Annotated in this window: 15 protein-coding genes and 1 tRNA gene; 1 reads left to right on the forward strand and 15 read right to left on the reverse strand. The window is 60.8% G+C overall.

What is annotated here, in order from left to right; genetic code table 11:
- Positions 1 to 148 precede the first annotated feature (148 nt).
- Positions 149 to 224 (reverse strand) — tRNA-Lys (locus NKH49_RS04675).
- A 307-nt stretch (positions 225 to 531) separates the two neighbouring features.
- Between NKH49_RS04675 and NKH49_RS04680 the strand changes: the two genes are divergently transcribed.
- A complete protein-coding gene (locus tag NKH49_RS04680; RefSeq protein WP_352502512.1) occupies positions 532 to 1,005 on the forward strand; it encodes a BA14K family protein in 474 nt (157 codons plus the stop codon).
- 78 nt (positions 1,006 to 1,083) lie between these two features.
- Here the strand turns inward: NKH49_RS04680 and glpK are convergent, their stop codons facing one another.
- From glpK to NKH49_RS04750, 14 genes are all read right to left on the reverse strand, one after another.
- Complete coding sequence (gene glpK, locus NKH49_RS04685; RefSeq protein WP_352502511.1) at positions 1,084 to 2,577, reverse strand: glycerol kinase GlpK; 1,494 nt, start codon at positions 2,575 to 2,577, stop codon at positions 1,084 to 1,086.
- A 145-nt stretch (positions 2,578 to 2,722) separates the two neighbouring features.
- On the reverse strand, positions 2,723 to 4,450 hold the full coding sequence (locus NKH49_RS04690; RefSeq protein WP_352455724.1) for an ABC transporter substrate-binding protein: 1,728 nt from the start codon (positions 4,448 to 4,450) through the stop codon (positions 2,723 to 2,725).
- Between the two features lie 78 nt (positions 4,451 to 4,528).
- Positions 4,529 to 4,795, reverse strand: a complete 267-nt coding sequence (locus NKH49_RS04695; protein WP_031193610.1) for a DUF2160 domain-containing protein — start codon at positions 4,793 to 4,795, stop codon at positions 4,529 to 4,531.
- 173 nt (positions 4,796 to 4,968) lie between these two features.
- Positions 4,969 to 5,883, reverse strand: a complete 915-nt coding sequence (locus NKH49_RS04700; protein WP_352448784.1) for a carbohydrate ABC transporter permease — start codon at positions 5,881 to 5,883, stop codon at positions 4,969 to 4,971.
- 1 nt (position 5,884) lies between these two features.
- Complete coding sequence (locus NKH49_RS04705; protein WP_352925227.1) at positions 5,885 to 6,751, reverse strand: carbohydrate ABC transporter permease; 867 nt, start codon at positions 6,749 to 6,751, stop codon at positions 5,885 to 5,887.
- 1 nt (position 6,752) lies between these two features.
- On the reverse strand, positions 6,753 to 7,820 hold the full coding sequence (locus NKH49_RS04710; protein WP_352471682.1) for an ABC transporter ATP-binding protein: 1,068 nt from the start codon (positions 7,818 to 7,820) through the stop codon (positions 6,753 to 6,755).
- A 9-nt stretch (positions 7,821 to 7,829) separates the two neighbouring features.
- Positions 7,830 to 8,909 (reverse strand): ABC transporter ATP-binding protein, encoded by a 1,080-nt coding sequence (locus tag NKH49_RS04715; RefSeq protein ID WP_352682851.1) that lies wholly within the window; start codon positions 8,907 to 8,909, stop codon positions 7,830 to 7,832.
- A gap of 39 nt (positions 8,910 to 8,948) precedes the next feature.
- Positions 8,949 to 10,475: a glycerol-3-phosphate dehydrogenase gene (gene glpD, locus NKH49_RS04720; RefSeq protein ID WP_352925229.1), complete on the reverse strand. Its 1,527-nt coding sequence runs from the start codon at positions 10,473 to 10,475 to the stop codon at positions 8,949 to 8,951.
- 125 nt (positions 10,476 to 10,600) lie between these two features.
- Positions 10,601 to 11,368, reverse strand: coding sequence for a DeoR/GlpR family DNA-binding transcription regulator (locus NKH49_RS04725; protein ID WP_023674889.1), 768 nt, complete (start codon positions 11,366 to 11,368; stop codon positions 10,601 to 10,603).
- Positions 11,369 to 11,496: 128 nt separating this feature from the next.
- Positions 11,497 to 12,909, reverse strand: coding sequence for a pyridoxal phosphate-dependent decarboxylase family protein (locus NKH49_RS04730; RefSeq protein ID WP_352925231.1), 1,413 nt, complete (start codon positions 12,907 to 12,909; stop codon positions 11,497 to 11,499).
- Between the two features lie 58 nt (positions 12,910 to 12,967).
- Positions 12,968 to 13,699: a proteasome-type protease gene (locus tag NKH49_RS04735; RefSeq protein ID WP_352925233.1), complete on the reverse strand. Its 732-nt coding sequence runs from the start codon at positions 13,697 to 13,699 to the stop codon at positions 12,968 to 12,970.
- A gap of 31 nt (positions 13,700 to 13,730) precedes the next feature.
- Positions 13,731 to 14,525, reverse strand: a complete 795-nt coding sequence (locus tag NKH49_RS04740; protein WP_352455718.1) for a transglutaminase family protein — start codon at positions 14,523 to 14,525, stop codon at positions 13,731 to 13,733.
- A 61-nt stretch (positions 14,526 to 14,586) separates the two neighbouring features.
- Positions 14,587 to 15,528 (reverse strand): alpha-E domain-containing protein, encoded by a 942-nt coding sequence (locus NKH49_RS04745; RefSeq protein ID WP_352540590.1) that lies wholly within the window; start codon positions 15,526 to 15,528, stop codon positions 14,587 to 14,589.
- 178 nt (positions 15,529 to 15,706) lie between these two features.
- Positions 15,707 to 17,119, reverse strand: a complete 1,413-nt coding sequence (locus NKH49_RS04750; RefSeq protein ID WP_352925235.1) for a circularly permuted type 2 ATP-grasp protein — start codon at positions 17,117 to 17,119, stop codon at positions 15,707 to 15,709.
- Between the last annotated feature and the right edge of the window lie 23 nt (positions 17,120 to 17,142).

The raw sequence follows: 17,142 nt of genomic DNA on the forward strand, positions 1-17,142 counted from the left end.
TCGTCAGCTTCATGCATTACGATCTCGGGTATATCGACTTGGAACAGAGGACCTTGCAGACCATCGACAACCCGTTCGGCACGAGGTTGTCACCCATGTCTTAGGTACAATCTGTTACCTATGTCTCCGGGTTGGACAATCTTGATTTTGGTGAGCGCGATGGGATTCGAACCCATGACCTACTGATTAAAAGTCAGTTGCTCTACCGGCTGAGCTACGCGCTCCCGCGGGCTCAGAAAGGCCGCCCTCGAAATTGCGCGGAACATAGGGAGAGTGCCTCTGCCGGTCAACCGGAAAAAGACGGCTCCCAAACCGGACTTTCCTGCGGCGTCATCATGCCGTGCGGTGCGCTTCGGCGTTGACGGAACTGCCTCCCTCTAGCGCAAGGCCGAAGCTCGCGCTTTGCGGGACAAGCGCAAGCAGCGAATCGAGAGAACCTTTGCAGATCAGCAACTTGGGATTTTTGGCGGAACAATTTGCGCAGCCTGCCCGTTTCCCGCGATAAGGGACATGCGTTTCAAGGAGAAGACCATGAATAGGATCATGTCGGGCCTACTGGCGACCACTCTTTCGATCTCATTCGCTGCCGCGGAGATCGTGCCAGTCAACGCTCAGCCCAGCTATGCGCCCCCGGCCGAGGGGCTCACCTCGAATGTCCAGACCGTCCAGTACGAGCCGTGGCGGAGGCACCGGAATTTCAATCGCGATTTCTCGCGTCGCGATTTCCGTCGCAATTTTGCGCGTGACGACGGCATGTACTGGCGTGGCCATCGCGGCTATCGCGAATATCGTCGCGGCTATCGCCGTCACGGCGACTTCTGGTTCCCGCTGGCTGCGTTTGCTACCGGAGCGCTGATTACCGGCGCAATCGTCAACCAGAATCGTGTCTATCGTGGCGATGCCCACGTGCAGTGGTGCTATGATCATTATCGGAGCTATCGCGCTTCTGACAACACTTACCAGCCCAACTACGGTCCGCGCCGGCAGTGCCGGTCGCCTTACTGAGTCCCAGATTAGAGGCTGCAAGCCCGCGCCCGCAACGGCGCGGGTTTTTCATTAGTGCGAATCCGGTGGCATCCCTGCCTATTGCGCACTTAGCGTCCTGCGCACAGCGTGGCGCCAACCTGCCAGCTTGGCGGCACGTGTCGAAGCATCCATGTCCGGCTTGAACCGGCGCTCGAGCGCCCAGCTCCTGGCGAATTCCGCGGCCTTCGGCCAGACACCCGCCTTCGAGCCGGCCAGCCAAGCCGCACCGAGTGCTGTCGTCTCGAGAATTGTCGGCCGGTCGACCGGCGCATCGAGAATGTCGGCCAGCCGCTGCATCGTCCAGTCCGACGCCACCATGCCGCCATCGACCCTGAGCACGGTCTTGACCGAGGCGCCTTTCCAGTCCCGGCGCATGGCGTCAAGCAGATCGCGCGTTTGGAACGCAACGGATTCCAGTGCCGCGCGGGCAAATTCCGCCGGCCCCGAATTGCGGGTTAGCCCGAAGATGGCGCCGCGCGCCTCGGCATCCCAGTGCGGTGCGCCGAGCCCGACGAAAGCCGGCACCAGATAGACGTTCTGCGTTGGATCGGCTTCCGCAGCCAATTTGCCGCTCTGCTCGGCCTTGCCGATCACTTTGATGCCGTCCCGCAGCCATTGCACGGCGGCGCCGGCGATAAAGATCGAGCCCTCCAGCGCATAGGTGGTCTTGCCGTTCAGCCTGTAGGCGATGGTGGTCAAAAGCCGGTTCTTAGAACGCACCAGATCGCTTCCGGTGTTGAGCAGCGCAAAGCAACCGGTGCCGTAGGTCGACTTCATCATGCCTGGCTCGAAACAGGCCTGGCCGATTGCCGCCGCATGCTGGTCGCCGGCCACACCGAGGATTCTGATCTCCGCACCAAACAGGCTCTTGTCCGTGATTCCAAAATCGTCGGCACAATCTTTCACCTGTGGCAGCATTCTTGCAGGTATGCCAAGAATGGCCAGCAGCTCGTCGTCCCAGGCGTTTTGTTCGATGTTGTAGACCAGCGTGCGCGAGGCGTTGGTGGCGTCAGTGGCGTGGACCTTGCCGCCGGTCAGCCGCCAGATCAAAAAACTGTCGATGGTGCCGGCCAGCAGTTCGCCCTTCTCGGCGCATTTTCTGGCGCCCTTCACCTTGTCCAGCATCCAGGCGATCTTGGTGCCGGAGAAATAGGGATCGAGCAGCAGGCCGGTCTTTTTCGTGAATTTCTTCTCCAGCCCCAGCTTCTTCAGTTTCTGGCATAGCGGCGCGGTGCGACGATCTTGCCAGACAATCGCGTTGTGGATCGGCTTGCCGGTCTCCTTGTCCCAGATGACGACCGTTTCGCGCTGGTTGGTGATGCCGATCGCGGCGACTTCCGCTGCGTTGCGGCCGGCTGTCTTCAGCGCGGCCTTCACCGTTTCCACGACGCTTGCCCATATCTCCTCGGGATCGTGCTCGACCCAGCCGGAGGCCGGATAATATTGGGTGAATTCCTTTTGCCCGCTGCCGACGACCATCATCTTGTCGTCGAACAGGATCGCCCGGCTCGATGTCGTCCCCTGGTCGATTGCAAGGATATATCCGGTCATTCTCTCTCCCGTCGAAGCGAATTCAAGGTGCTGCGATGTCTCGACGCCAGATGGCGCGGAGCCGTTTACGCAAACAGGGGAGACGGCAACATGCCGCCTCCCCTGAGCATGGCGATGCGGGCGCGGACGCCCGCATCAAACGGCCCTATTGCTGCCAGCTCTTCACCAGCTCGTCGTAGTTGATGGTGACCGGCTTTTCCTTCTCGTTCTCGATCTTGAGCTGAGGAGCGAGATTGCCCTTCTTGACCGCGTCCGCATTCCAGTAGGCGAGGTCATGCTCTTCGGCCATCTTCGGGCCAATATCGCCCTGGACGCCCGACTTCTCGATGCGGCTCATCACCTTTTCCTGCTCGGCGCAGAGCGAGTCCATCGCTTCCTGCGCGCTCTTGGCACCCGACGAAGCATCGCCGATCGCCTGCCACCAGAGCTGTGCCAGCTTCGGATAGTCCGGCACGTTGGTGCCGGTCGGCGACCACTGGACGCGCGCCGGCGAGCGGTAGAACTCGATCAAGCCGCCGAGCTTTGGCGCACGTTCGGTGAAGCTCTTGTCGTGGATCGTGCTCTCGCGGATGAAGGTCAGGCCGACATGGCTCTTCTTCACGTCGACCGTCTTCGAGGTGACGAACTGCGCGTAGAGCCAGGCGGCCTTGGCGCGGTCGGTCGGCGTTGACTTCATCAGCGTCCAGGAACCGACGTCCTGATAGCCGAGCTTCATGCCGTCCTTCCAGTAGACGCCATGCGGCGACGGCGCCATGCGCCACTTCGGCGTGCCGTCGTCGTTCAGCACCGCCTTGGCGCTGGCGTCGACCATGCTGGCGGTGAAGGCGGTATACCAGAAGATCTGCTGGGCAACCGCGCCCTGCGCCGGAACTGGCCCCGATTCGGAGAAGGTCATGCCTTGGGCTTCCGCCGGTGCATAGGCCTTCAGCCAATCGAGGTACTTCTGGATGGCATAGACGGAAGCCGGACCATTGGTGTCGCCGCCGCGCGCCGTGCAGGAACCGACCGGACGCGAATTCTCGTCGACCTTGATGCCCCATTCGTCGACGGGCAGACCGTTCGGAATGCCCTTGTCGCCATTGCCGGCCATCGACAGCCAGGCGTCCGTGAACCGCCAGCCGAGCGACGGGTCCTTCTTGCCATAGTCCATATGGCCGTAGACCTTCTTGCCGTCGATCTCACGCCCGGTGAAGAACTCGGCGATGTCCTCATAGGCCGACCAATTGACCGGCACGCCGAGGTCGTAGCCGTATTTGGCCTTGAAGTCCGCCTTGTTCTTCTCGTCGTTGAACCAGTCGTAACGGAACCAGTAGAGGTTCGCGAACTGCTGGTCGGGAAGCTGGTAGAGCTTCTTGTCGGGCGCGGTGGTGAACGAAGTGCCGATGAAATCCTTCAGGTCGAGATTCGGGTTGGTGACATCCTTGCCGTCGCCCGCCATCCAGTCGGTCAGGTTGCGCACCTGCTGGTAGCGCCAGTGCGTGCCGATCAGATCGGAATCGTTGACCCAGCCGTCATAGAGGTTCTGGCCGGTCTGCATCTGGGTCTGGATCTTCTCGACGACGTCGCCTTCCTGGATGACGTCATGCGTAACCTTGATGCCGGTGATGGCCGTAAAGGCCGGCGCCAGCACCTGCGATTCATACTGATGCGTGGCGATGGTTTCGGAAACCACCTTGATATCCATGCCGGCGAAAGGTTTCGCGGCATCGATGAACCATTGCATCTCGGCTTCCTGGTCGGCGCGCGAAAGCGTCGAAAGGGGCCCGATTTCCTTATCGAGGAAGGTCTTGGCCTCGTCCATTCCGGCATAGGCATTGCTTGCCCCGAGCAACAGGACAAGCGCAGTTGTTGATGTCAAGAATTGCCGTCGCATGTATTTCCTCCACTGTTAAAGTTCAAAGTGCGATCTGGATCGGCGGCTGGCACGCCGCCGTTCCAACAGTTTCCCCCTCTATACGTAGCGGAACACGCCGACGGCGTAGACCACGGAGAGAGCGAGAGCCCACCACAAATTGGGTCCGACTAGACCCAGCCAAGCGAGATGGATAAAGGCGCTGCCAAGCAGCGACAGGAACAGGCGGTCGCCACGCGTCGTTTCGAACCGCAGCACGCCGACGCGCGGATTGCCGCCCGGCGAGACGTATTCCCACACCGCCATGCCGCAAAGCAGCAGAAAGATGGTTCCAAAGAAGGCCGCGGTCGGCCACGTCCAGGCCATCCACGAAAAATCGAGGTTGGACGAGAGGTTAAATCCCCACAGGCGGATATTAGCCGGATCGCTGAAGCCTACCGTTATTGCCACGAAATCGATTTGAAGTGCCACCCAGGCCACGACGACCAGGGCGAGAAACAGCACGGCCCACCACCATGGGCTTCTGTCGACCTGCTCCATCATACCCTCCCCAGGGCAAAGCCCTTGGCGATGTAGTTGCGCACAAACCAGATGACGAGCGCGCCAGGAATCAGCGTCAACACGCCGGCGGCGGCAAGCAGCCCCCAATCCATACCGGCGGCCGAAACGGTGCGGGTCATGGTCGCGGCGATCGGCTTGGCGTCGGTGGTCGTCAGCGTGCGGGCGATCAAGAGCTCGACCCACGAGAACATGAAGCAGAAGAAGCACGCCACGCCGATGCCGCTCGCAATCAGCGGCATGAAGATCTTGATGAAGAAGCGCGGGAACGAATAGCCGTCGATATAGGCGGTCTCGTCGATCTCCTTGGGCACGCCCGACATGAAGCCTTCGAGGATCCACACCGCCAGCGGCACGTTGAACAGGCAATGCGCCAGAGCCACGGCGATGTGGGTGTCGATAAGGCCGAAGGCCGAATAAAGCTGGAAGAATGGCAGCGCGAACACCGCCGGCGGCGCCATGCGGTTGGTCAGCAGCCAGAAGAACAGATGCTTGTCGCCGAGGAAGCGATAGCGCGAAAAGGCATAGGCAGCAGGCAGTGCCGCAGCCACCGAAATCACCATGTTCATAACCACATAGGTGATCGAGTTGATGTAGCCCGAATACCAGGACGCGTCGGTGAAGATGGTGCGGTAATTCGCCAATGTCGGTGCGTGCGGGTAGAGCGTCAGCGACGAGACGATCTCGCCATTGGTCTTGAAGCTCATATTGATGAGCCAGTAGATCGGCAAAAGCAGAACGATGATGTAGAGCGTCGGCACGATCCACCACCAACGCGACTCCTCGCCGCGACGGCGCATCAGCCGTGCGATCTCGTCCTGCCGTAGCGTGCTGGCGAGCCCTTCCGAAGCTGTCGTCTCGCTCACCCTATCGGCTCTCTCTTCGGTGCGGCTCATCTCAACGCTCCGCGTCGTAATTGGTCATCACGGTGTAGAACACCCATGACAACAACAGGACGATAAGGAAGTAGACCAGCGACATCGCCGCCGCCGGGCCGAGGTCGAACTGGCCGAGCGCGGTCTTGACGAGATCGATCGAAAGAAAGGTCGTCGAGTTGCCGGGTCCGCCGCCGGTCACCACGAACGGTTCGGTGTAGATCATGAAGCTATCCATGAAGCGCAGCAGCACGGCGATCAGCAGCACGCGGTTCATCTTCGGCAGCTGGATGTAGCGGAACACCGCCCAGCGCGAGGCACCGTCGATCTTGGCCGCCTGATAAAAGGCATCCGGGATCGAGACCAGGCCGGCGTAGCAGAGCAGAACGACGAGGCTGGTCCAATGCCAGACGTCCATGATGATGACCGTGATCCAGGCGTCGTATGGGTCTTGCACATAATTATAGTCGATGCCGAGCGCATTGACGTAATAACCGAGCAGGCCAATGTCGTTGCGCCCGAACACCTGCCAGATGGTGCCGACGACGTTCCACGGGATCAGCAGCGGCAACGCCATCAAAACAAGGCAAACAGGCACGCCCCAACCCTTCTTCGGCATATTGAGCGCAATGAAGATGCCGAGCGGCACTTCGATCGCCAGGATGATGAAGGAGAAGACAAGGTTGCGGATCATCGCCTGCCAAAAGCGGCTGGAGGAAAGCAGTTCCTCGAACCATTCCGTGCCGGCCCAGAAGAAGACGTTATTGCCAAAAGTGTCCTGCACCGAATAATTGACGACCGTCATCAGCGGTATGACCGCCGAGAACGCCACCAGCAGCAGCACCGGCAGCACCAGGAACCAGGCTCTGTTGTTCCAGGTCTTTTCCACTTCAGGCTCCCATCTCGACGCGCCAGGAATTGGCATAGATGTTGATGCCGGCCGGGTCGAACCGCACCTTCGGATCAGCCGGAACTGTCTCGTCCTCGCCGATGACGGCGGCGATCTCGCGCCCTTCAAGATTGGCACGGACCACCTTGTGGCGGCCGACGTCCTCGACCTTGCTGATCCGGACGGCCATGCCCTTACTGCCCAGGCGCACATATTCGGGACGGATGCCGAGTTCGATGGCGCCGCCGCCCGCCTTGGGCACGCCCGGCAGTTCGATCTGCTGCGAGCCCAGCTTCGCTGTCTTGCCGTCGATCGCCACCGGCATGACATTCATGCCGGGCGAGCCGATGAAATAGCCGACAAAGGTGTGGCGCGGGCGCTCGAACAGCTCTGCCGGTGTGCCGATCTGCACGATTTCGCCGTCATACATGACGACCACCCTGTCGGCGAAGGTCAACGCCTCGGTCTGGTCGTGCGTGACATAGACCATCGTATAACCGAAGCGGCGGTGAAGCTGCTTCAACTGCGAGCGCAGCACCCATTTCATATGCGGGTCGATGACTGTCAAAGGCTCGTCGAACAGGATGGCGTTGACGTCGGAGCGCACCAGCCCGCGCCCGAGCGAGATCTTCTGCTTCTGGTCGGCGGTCAGTCCGCGCGCCTTTCGTTTGGCCATATCGGCCAGCCCGGTCATCTCCAGCGTCTCGCGCACCTTGCGGTCGACGTCGGGCTCCGGCACGCCGCGATTGCGCAGCGGGAACGCCAGATTGTCGTAGACGGTCATCGTGTCGTAGATCACCGGGAACTGGAAGACCTGGGCGATGTTGCGCTCTTGGGTCGACAGATTGGTCACGTCCCTGCCGTTGAACAGCAGCTGGCCATGCGAGGGATGCAGCAATCCCGAAATGATGTTGAGCAGCGTGGTCTTGCCGCAGCCGGATGGGCCGAGCAGCGCATAAGCGCCGCCATCCTCGAAGGTGTGGTGCACTTCCTTCAGCGCGAAATCGGCATCCGTGCGCGGGTTCTGCAGATAGGAGTGGCGGATATGATTAACATCGATGCGCGCCATCGCTTCCTCCTAGGCCGCCAGCTTCGGCGCGGCCACGGCACGGCCGTGCTCGTCGAAGACCATGATGTGGCGCGGGTCGATGAACACCTCGACCTCCTCGTCCGGCTCGAAGTCGCGAATGCCATGGGTCAGCATGACCCAGCGCGCATCGGCAAAATCGAGATGGACGAAGCTTTCCGATCCGGTGATCTCGGTGATCGTCACCTTTGCGCGCACCGGCACTGCGGCGGCGTTGGGCCGATCGAGGGACAGATGATGCGGCTGGAAGCCGATCGTATAGATCGCATCGGCAATGCCGAAGAGTTCCGCCGGCACCGGCAATTTCACGCCGCCCTCGAGCAGGAAATCCAGACCCTTCTTGGCAAGCACGATGGTGTTGAGCGGCGGATCGGCGAAGGTTCTCGCCGTCACCAGATCAACCGGTTTGCGGAACACTTCGATGGTCGGCCCGAACTGGGTGATGCTGCCTTCGGAAAGCGTCGCCGTGTTGCCGCCGAGCAGCAAGGCTTCGTGCGGCTCGGTCGTGGCATAGACAAAGATTGTACCGGCGGCCGCGAAGACTTTCGGCAGTTCCGCGCGTAATTCTTCGCGCAGCTTGTAGTCGAGATTGGCGAGCGGCTCGTCGAGCAGCACGAGGCTGGCATTCTTGACGATCGCGCGGGCCAGCGCGGTGCGCTGCTGCTGGCCGCCCGACAGACTGAGAGGCGTCCGGTCGAGATAGGGCGTTAGTTTGAGAAGGGCGGCGGCATTGCGCACCTCCCTGTCGATCGTTGCCTGCTCAGTGCCGGCCACCCGCAGCGGTGAGGCGATGTTTTCGTAGACCGTCATCGCCGGATAATTGATGAATTGCTGGTAGACCATGGCGACGTTGCGCTTTTGCACGGGCATGCCGGTGACATCCTTGCCATCGAACCAGACCGAGCCCGAGGTCGGCACGTCGAGGCCCGCCATCAGCCGCATCAGGCTGGTCTTGCCGGAGAGCGTCGGCCCGAGCAGGACGTTGAGCGAGCCGTGCTGAAGCGTCAGCGAGACGTCGCGGATATGTTCCGCCGCACCCACCGTCTTCGTCACGTTTCTCAGTTCAAGCATGATGCCTCCTCCCAGGCTTTCTCCATCAGTCGGCCGTTCCTATTCGGCAGCCGCTACGTGCTGCCGGCTTATTCCGCGCATGAACTCGTCGAGCACTGCCGCCTGCTCACGGCTGAGACGCAGGCCGCGCTTGGTCCGGCGCCACAATACATCCTCGGCAGTCATCGCCCATTCGTTTTCGACGAGGTAGCGCACCTCGGCTTCGTAGAGATCGGCGCCGAAGTTGCGGCCAAGATCGACGTTCGACTTGGCGAGGCCCAGCAGCTTCCTTGCGCGGGTGCCGTAGAGCCGGGTCAACCGGCGGGCCAGCCGGGCGTCGAGGAACGGGTACGCCGTTTTCAGTTTCGCCACCTCGGCATCGAAGCCGGTGACGGGAAAGTCACCGCCGGGCAGCGGCGCGTTTGCCGTCCATGGTTTGCCGCGCTTGCCGAGAAAACCCTCGATCTTCTCGAGCATCGATTCCGACAATCGGCGGTAGGTCGTGATCTTGCCGCCAAAGGCGTTGACGATCGGGGCGGCACCCTCGCCTCCATCGGCCTTCAGCACATAGTCTCGGGTGGCTTCCTGCGCCTTTGAGGCGCCATCGTCGTAGAGCGGTCGCACCGCGGAATAGGTCCAGACGATATCCGACGGCTTGACCGGCTGCGCGAAATATTCGCTTGCCGCAGCGCAGAGATAGCCGATCTCGGCGTCACTGATCCTGACGTCGTGCGGATCGCCGGGATAGTCACGGTCGGTGGTGCCGATGAGCGTGAATTCGTCCTCGTAAGGGATGGCGAAAATGATGCGCCCGTCCTTGTTCTGAAAGAAATAGGCGCGTGGGTCGTCGAATTTCTTGCCCACGACGATATGGCTGCCTTGTACGAGGCGGACATTGTGCACGTCGTTCAGGCCGACGGTGGCCGACAGCACCTGATCGACCCACGGGCCGGCGGCATTGACCAGCAGCCGCGCCTTGACCTCCTCGGTATCGCCGGTCCGCACATTTTCAAGCCTGACCGTCCAGAGATTGCCTTCGCGGCGTGCGCTGCCGACCTTTGTTCGGGTTCGAATGGTTGCACCGCGTTCGGCAGCGTCGCGGGCGTTCAACACAACCAGCCGGGCATCGTTGACCCAACCGTCCGAATATTCGAACGCCTTTCGAAACAGCGGCTTCAGCGGCTTGCCGGCCGGATCCTTAGCCATGTCCAGCGTTTTCGTCGGCGGCAGCAATTTGCGCCCGCCAATATGGTCGTAGAGGAAAAGCCCGAGCCGGATCAGCCAGGCCGGACGCAGCCCCTTGGCGTATGGCAGCACGAAGCGCATCGGCCAGATGATGTGCGGCGCGTTCCTCCACAGGACCTCGCGTTCCATCAGCGCTTCGCGTACCAGGCGGAATTCGTAGAATTCGAGATAGCGCAAGCCGCCATGGATCAGTTTGGTCGAGCCGGAAGAGGTCCCGCTGGCCAGATCGTTCATCTCGGCAAGAAAGACCGAAAAGCCACGTCCAACGGCATCGCGGGCGATGCCGCAGCCATTGATGCCGCCACCGATGACGAAAATGTCATGAATCGGTGATGCGCTCAAAGAATCCTCCCTCGATTTCGCATTGCAGCATTTTTGGGTTCTTGCGAAACCGTACGGGAATTATTTCGAAATGATAACGAATGTCAAACGAAATGTGATAGGCGGAAGATGCCGCGACGGCATCTCTAGGATAGCGACGTTTCGATCAGCTGAACTTCTGCCTCCTGGCAGATCTTACGCACCGACGGGATGTCGCAACGATCGGTGATAAAGGTGTTGACCTGCGACAGATGGCCGATGCGGACGGGCGCGGTGCGCTCGAATTTGGTCTGGTCCGACACCAGGATCACATGTCGGGCGTTGGCGATGATCGCCTGAGCCACCTTCACCTCGCGAAAATCGAAGTCGAGCAGTGCGCCGTCATGGTCGATGGCCGAGGCGCCGATCACCGCAAAATCGACCTTGAACTGCCTGATGAAATCGACCGCGGCCTCGCCGACCACACCGCCGTCGGAACCGCGCACGACACCGCCGGCGATCACCACCTCGATCGAAGGATATATGCGCATCCTGTTGGCAACATTGATGTTATTGGTGATGACCATCAGGCCGCTGTGATCGAGAAGCGACTTGCTGACAGCTTCCGTCGTTGTCCCAATATTGATGAACAGAGACGCGTTGTCGGGGATCAGCCGGGCTGCTGCGCGGCCGATCGCCTCCTTCTCCTCGGCGGCGATCTTGCGCCGAGCCTCATATTCCATGTTCTCGATGCCGGAGGGGAACAATGCCCCGCCATGGATGCGGGACAAGAGCCGCTGGTCGCAGAGATCGTTGAGATCCTTGCGGATCGTCTGCGGCGTCACGTTGAAATGCGTCGCCAGCTCCTCGACCAGTACCCGGCCATGGTCCTTGGCCATCTGGATGATTTCGGAATGACGCGGCGACAGATACATCTAGCAACCTCTCATTTTCGTTTTTCTCGTTTATAGCTGAAAACGAAAGCCATGAACAGGTATGGGCCGGCTAATGAAAATCGGGCGACTGCAGCGAGAAAAGCTCCGGTGCAATCTCGACGAGGCTATCAACTCAGCCCCCGCGCGATCTCAGTGATGACCGAGAAAGCAGTATCGACGTCCGCCGCAGTCGTTTCGAACTGCCCGACCTGAAAGCGGATCGCCACCTGCCCGTCCACCCGGGTCTGCGTCAGGTAAATGCGGCCGTCATCGTTGATCGCGCTGACCAACCGCAAATTGTGCTCGTCAGAGTCGATGGCCGCAGCCGCGAGATGGCGGAATGAGAATAGCGACAGCATGGGTTCCGTGACGATCTCGAAATCCGGTTCCCGAGCCAGCCGCGCGGCGAGGCTCTCGCTCCAGGCAACATGGTTGCGGATCATGTTCCGCAGATTTTCCAAGCCATACGCACGCAGCAGGAACCAAAGTTTCAGAGCGCGGAACCTCCGTCCGAGCGGCACCGACCATTCGGAGTAGTTGATGACCCCGTCGCGGCCATGCGTTTTCAGGAATTCGGGCTTGATCGCCAGCGTGCGGACCAGCTCTTCCGGCTGGCGGATGAACTGCATCGAGCAATCGAACTGTGCCCCCAACCATTTATGCGGGTTGAAGACGATGGAATCGGCATTTTCGGCGCCGGTCCAGAAATGCCGGAACTCGTGGCAGATCATGGCGGAGCCGGCCCATGCGGCATCGACATGCAGGTAGAGCCCGTGCCGCCTCGCCACCTCGGCAACAGCCGCCACATTGTCGGTGCCGCCGGTACTTGTGCCGCCGACGCTGGCGATGATGCCCGCCGGCAGCATGCCGTTTTCGCGGTCGGTAACGATCGCGGCTTCCAGAGCCGCCGTCTGCATGGCGCGGAAGCGTCCGGCGACCGGAATGCGCACGAGGTTCGCCTCGCCGATGCCCGACACCCAGATCGCCCGGTCGATAGAAGTATGGACTTGGTCGGAAGAATAGATCCGCACGACCGGCTGCCCTTGCAAGCCGTTCTTGTTGCCTTGCCAGTCGAGCGCGCGCTCGCGCATTGTCAGCACGGCGGCAAGCGTCGCCGATGAAGCCGAATCCTGCATGACGCCGGAAAATCCCTCCGGCAAACCAAGCGCCTGCCGCATCCAGTCGACGACACGCGTCTCGAGCTCGGTTGCCGCCGGCGAGGTCTGCCAGAGCATGCATTGCGCGGCCATCGCGGAAACCAGATACTCGGCCACGACGGAGACCGGTGCCGCGTTAGCCGGGAAATAGGCGAAGAAACGCGGATGCTGCCAGTGCGTCATGCCCGGCAAGATCTTTTGTTCGAAATCGGCGAAGATTGCCTGCATCGTTTCGCCGTCTTCCGGCGGCGCGGCATCGATGCTTTTGAAGATTTCGCCCGGCTCGACAAGCGGCCGCACCGGTTTTTCGCGAAGGCTGTTTCTGTAGTCGGCGCCCCATTCAGCCGCTCGCAGCGACCATTCGCGGAATTCGTTGCTATTCATCTTCGCCTCCGTAGCGCCTCATCGAGCCGCGATCAAAGAGCACGAAAAACGAAGGTTTTCATTCGGGAAAATCAGGCAGACTGGCAAAGGCGGTCTTCAGCGCGTTCGACCAGCTATCCGAGATCGTACGATAATATTGATCGTCCTGGGTTATTCGCTTTTTGAGGCCGACCTTGAAAGTGTCCTTTTCATAGAACAGCAGGTCGAGCGGCAGGCCGACCGACAGGTTCGACTTCAGCGTCGAGTCGAACGACACCAGCAGTAACTTCACCGTCTCGGCGAAACTCATCGTCCTTTCATAAGCGCGGATAATGATCGGCTTGCCGTATTTGGTCTCACCGATCTGGAAGAACGGCGTGTCCTCGGTGGATTCGATGAAATTGCCTTCCGGATAGATCATGAACAGGCGCGGCGCGCTGCCGTTGATCTGACCGCCGAGGATGAAGGAGGCGTTGAAGTAGGAATCCGCCTTTTCGCCCGCCGGCGACGAACTGGCGATGACCTCCTTGACGGTGTCTCCGACCAACCGGACTGTCTGGTACATGGAGGGCGTTTCGAGCAGTGTGGCACGGCGCTCCGCCACTGCCTTGGTGCGTTCGTCGAGCAGGCTGACCACGGCCTGCGTCGTCGCCAGATTGCCGGCCGACATCAAAACGATGACGCGCTCGCCCGGCTCTTCCCAGACATGCATCTTCCTGAAGGTCGAGATCGAATCCATGCCGGCGTTGGTGCGCGTGTCCGACATGAACACGAGCCCGCGATCGATCTTCAGGCCGACGCAATAGGTCATCGAATCTCTTTGGCAACAATCTTGCCGGGGATTACTGCTCCACGGTGACGGTGACCGCAAGCTGTTCTTCCGCCTGTCCCAGCCGAATTCCAGATACCGGCGTGGCGTCGCGATAATCGCGGCCGGTCGCCACCTTCACATAACGCTCGTCCGGAGAAATGCCGTTGGCGACATCGAAGGCGACCCAGCCGAGGCCCGAGACATGCGCCTCGGCCCAGGCGTGGCTTGCCGCCTGCTCGATGGCCGCATCCATCATCAGGTAGCCGCTGATATAGCGGGCCGGAAAATCCATGGCACGCGCCGCGGCAACGAAGATGTGGCTGTGGTCCTGGCAAACGCCGGTCTTGAGCGCCAGGGCCTCTTCGGCCGGCGTCGTCACGTTGGTGGTGTCCGGCGTATAAGCGACGCGCTCGCCGATCACCGCCATCAACCGGTGCAGCCTTTCGATGTCGGTACCCTTGCCGACCGAGGCAGCAAGCTCGCGAATGCCGCTGCCGATCGTCGTCAGCGGCGTTTCCTGGCCGAACAGCCAGAGCGGCGCGAAACCCTGGTGCGGTCCGCAGACGCCAGCGGTGTCGCGCGTCACCACTTCGCCGGCTGCTTCGACGGTGATGAAGTCGCGCTCGCCCTCGACGCTCAACAGCCGGGTATCATTGCCGAAATGGTCGGTGAAGCGCACTTCCTCGCGTGCGCCTTCGATCTTCAGCGCCCAGGACAGTACCGTCTGGGTGCGCCCGTTCACCGGGAGCAGCCGCAAACGCTGCAACAGATAGTGCACCGGCGCATCGTAGCGGTATTCCGTCCGGTGGGTGATCTTCAGCCGCATCGCACTCGTCCCTGGAGCATGAGCTTTTCCGAAAACCGGTCTCCGCTTTTTGGGATCATGCTCAATAGAACCTGTAATCCTGCGCGATCTCGTCGCCGAGCCTGGTGTTGTCGCGGATGAAATTGGCCAGGAATTCGTGCAGGCCGGCGTCGAAAATATCCTTGATCGACCCGGCCGTCAGCATGGCCTGGGTCTTGGCAGCCGTCGCATGACAGGCGTGGCGCTCCCCATAGTCGTCACCCAGGAATTTGAGATGCTCCGTCAGGAAGCGGTAGCAAAAGGTCAGCGAGCGCGGCATGCGGACGTTGAGGATCAGATAATCGGCGATGTTGCTCGGCTTGTAGTCGGCATCATAGACCCAGCGATAGGAACGGTGCGCCGACACCGAGCGCAGGATCGATTCCCACTGGTAGTTGTCGAGCGTCGAGCCGACCCAGGAGATCGACGGCAACAGCACGTAGTATTTCACATCCAGGATGCGCGCGGTGTTGTCGGCGCGTTCGACATACGTGCCGAGCTGCGAAAAATCGAAAATTTCGTTGCGCAGCATCGTGCCGTAGAACGAGCCGCGGATCAGCGCCGTCTCGCGCTTGATTGCGTCGAGCGCGTTGGGCAGGTCGCGCTCGTCGATCGGCTTGGCCAGTATCCGCTTCAGCGACATCCAGGCTTCGTTGATGCTTTCCCAGGTCTCACGCGTCAGTGCGGTACGCACCATGCGGGCATTGTTACGGGCCGTTTCGATAGACGACATCGTGCTCGACGGGTTCGATGTGTCGCGCAGCAGATAGTCGGCGACATTGGCGGCGGTGTAGTCGGAATATTTCTGCGTGAAGCTGGCGTCCGAACCGGCGCTGAGCAGCACCGAATTCCACTCCTCCGAAGCGTTCTGGGTACGAGTCAGCGCCATGCGCAAGCCGGCATCCACCAGCCGCGCCATGTTTTCCGCCCGCTCGATGTAGCGGTTCATCCAGTAGAGCCCGTTGGCGGTGCGGCCGAGAAGCATGTCAGGCGGTCCTGTGGTGAATAGTGAAAGGTGAATGGTGAATGGTGACTATCCGGATTCCAGGGCACGATTCCGCGCGCTTCACTTCAGGGCATTTCACCAACATAAACGACCCACATCCTTACCTATTCACTATTCACTATTCACTATTCACTATTCACTATTCACTACTTTCACTCTAATCATCCAACACCCACGTATCCTTCGTGCCCCCGCCTTGCGAGGAATTGACGACCAGCGAGCCTTCCTTGAGCGCTACTCGGGTCAGCCCGCCGGGCACGATCTGGATACGGTCGGAAACCAGCACATAGGGGCGCAGATCGACATGGCGCGGCGCCAGCCCCTTGTCCGTCAGGATCGGACAGGTCGACAGCGCAAGCGTCGGCTGGGCGATGTAGTTCGACGGTTTTGCCGCGACCTTTTTGGAAAACTCTTCGCATTCCTTCTTGGTCGCCGCCGGGCCGACCAGCATGCCGTAACCGCCGGAGCCGTGGACTTCCTTGATCACCAATTCATCGATATGCTCGAGCACGTATTTCAGGCTGTCCGGCTCCGAGCAGCGCCAGGTCGGGATGTTGCCGAGGATCGCCTTGCGCCCGGTGTAGAATTCGACGATCTCGGGCATGTACGAATAGATCGCCTTGTCGTCGGCGATGCCGGTTCCCGGCGCATTGGCGATCGTGATGTTGCCGGCGCGGTAGACGTCCATAATGCCCGGCACGCCAAGTGCCGAGTCGGGGCGGAAGGTCAGCGGATCGAGGAACGAGTCGTCGACACGACGGTAAAGCACGTCGATCTGCTTGTAGCCCTCGGTGGTGCGCATCGCGACATGGCCATCGACGACGCGCAGATCCTGCCCCTCGACAAGCTGCACGCCCATCTGGTCGGCAAGGAAAGCATGTTCGAAATACGCCGAGTTGAAGCTGCCCGGCGTCAGCACGGCAATGGTCGGCGCGCCCTTGGTGCTTTGCGGCCGCACTGCCGCCAGCGACTGGCGCAAGAGCTGCGGGTAATTCTCAACCGGCCGCACCTTGATCTGCTGGAACAGCTCGGGAAAGAGCTGCATCATCGTCTCGCGGTTCTCCAGCATGTAGGAGACGCCGGACGGCGTGCGCGCGTTGTCCTCCAGCACGTAGAACTCGTTCTCGCTGATGCGTACGATGTCGACGCCGATGATGTGGGTATAGACGCCGGCCGGCGGCCGCACCCCGATCATCTCGGGCAGGAACGCCTCGTTCTTGGCGATCAACTCCTTCGGCACCCGGCCCGCGCGTAAGATCTCCTGGCGATGGTAGATGTCGTCGAGAAAGGCGTTCAGCGCCTGGACGCGCTGCTCGATGCCTTGCGTCAGCCGTCGCCATTCGTTGCCCGAAATGATGCGCGGAACGATATCGAAGGGTATCAGCCGCTCCGATGCTTCCTGCTCGCCGTAGACGGCGAAAGTGATGCCTGTCTTGCGAAAGACGCGTTCGGCGTCCTGCATCTTCTCGGTAAGTCTGGCCGGGTCCTGTTCCTTCAGCCAGCGATCGTAAGCCGAATACGGTTTTCTCAGCCCGGAAACTTCCGGAAGCATTTCATCGAACGCTGCCAATCGCATACTCCCCTGTGGCGCCA

The sequence above is a fragment of the Mesorhizobium sp. M1088 genome (genome assembly GCF_040318575.1).
In the GTDB taxonomy this organism is placed as follows: Bacteria; Pseudomonadota; Alphaproteobacteria; order Rhizobiales; family Rhizobiaceae; genus Mesorhizobium.

Excerpts from the sequence above, each read along its gene's own strand:
- NKH49_RS04745 (WP_352540590.1), bottom strand. The coding sequence starts at position 15,528 with ATGCTTCTCGGCCGCACCGCCAACGGGCTCTACTGGATGAACCGCTAC.
- glpK (WP_352502511.1), bottom strand. The coding sequence starts at position 2,577 with ATGACCGGATATATCCTTGCAATCGACCAGGGGACGACATCGAGCCGG.
- NKH49_RS04725 (WP_023674889.1), bottom strand. The coding sequence starts at position 11,368 with ATGTATCTGTCGCCGCGTCATTCCGAAATCATCCAGATGGCCAAGGAC.
- NKH49_RS04695 (WP_031193610.1), bottom strand. The coding sequence starts at position 4,795 with ATGGCCTGGACGTGGCCGACCGCGGCCTTCTTTGGAACCATCTTTCTG.
- NKH49_RS04700 (WP_352448784.1), bottom strand. The coding sequence starts at position 5,883 with ATGAGCCGCACCGAAGAGAGAGCCGATAGGGTGAGCGAGACGACAGCT.
- NKH49_RS04690 (WP_352455724.1), bottom strand. The coding sequence starts at position 4,450 with ATGCGACGGCAATTCTTGACATCAACAACTGCGCTTGTCCTGTTGCTC.
- NKH49_RS04730 (WP_352925231.1), bottom strand. The coding sequence starts at position 12,909 with ATGAATAGCAACGAATTCCGCGAATGGTCGCTGCGAGCGGCTGAATGG.
- NKH49_RS04680 (WP_352502512.1), top strand. The coding sequence starts at position 532 with ATGAATAGGATCATGTCGGGCCTACTGGCGACCACTCTTTCGATCTCA.
- NKH49_RS04740 (WP_352455718.1), bottom strand. The coding sequence starts at position 14,525 with ATGCGGCTGAAGATCACCCACCGGACGGAATACCGCTACGATGCGCCG.
- NKH49_RS04735 (WP_352925233.1), bottom strand. The coding sequence starts at position 13,699 with ATGACCTATTGCGTCGGCCTGAAGATCGATCGCGGGCTCGTGTTCATG.
- NKH49_RS04715 (WP_352682851.1), bottom strand. The coding sequence starts at position 8,909 with ATGCTTGAACTGAGAAACGTGACGAAGACGGTGGGTGCGGCGGAACAT.
- NKH49_RS04710 (WP_352471682.1), bottom strand. The coding sequence starts at position 7,820 with ATGGCGCGCATCGATGTTAATCATATCCGCCACTCCTATCTGCAGAAC.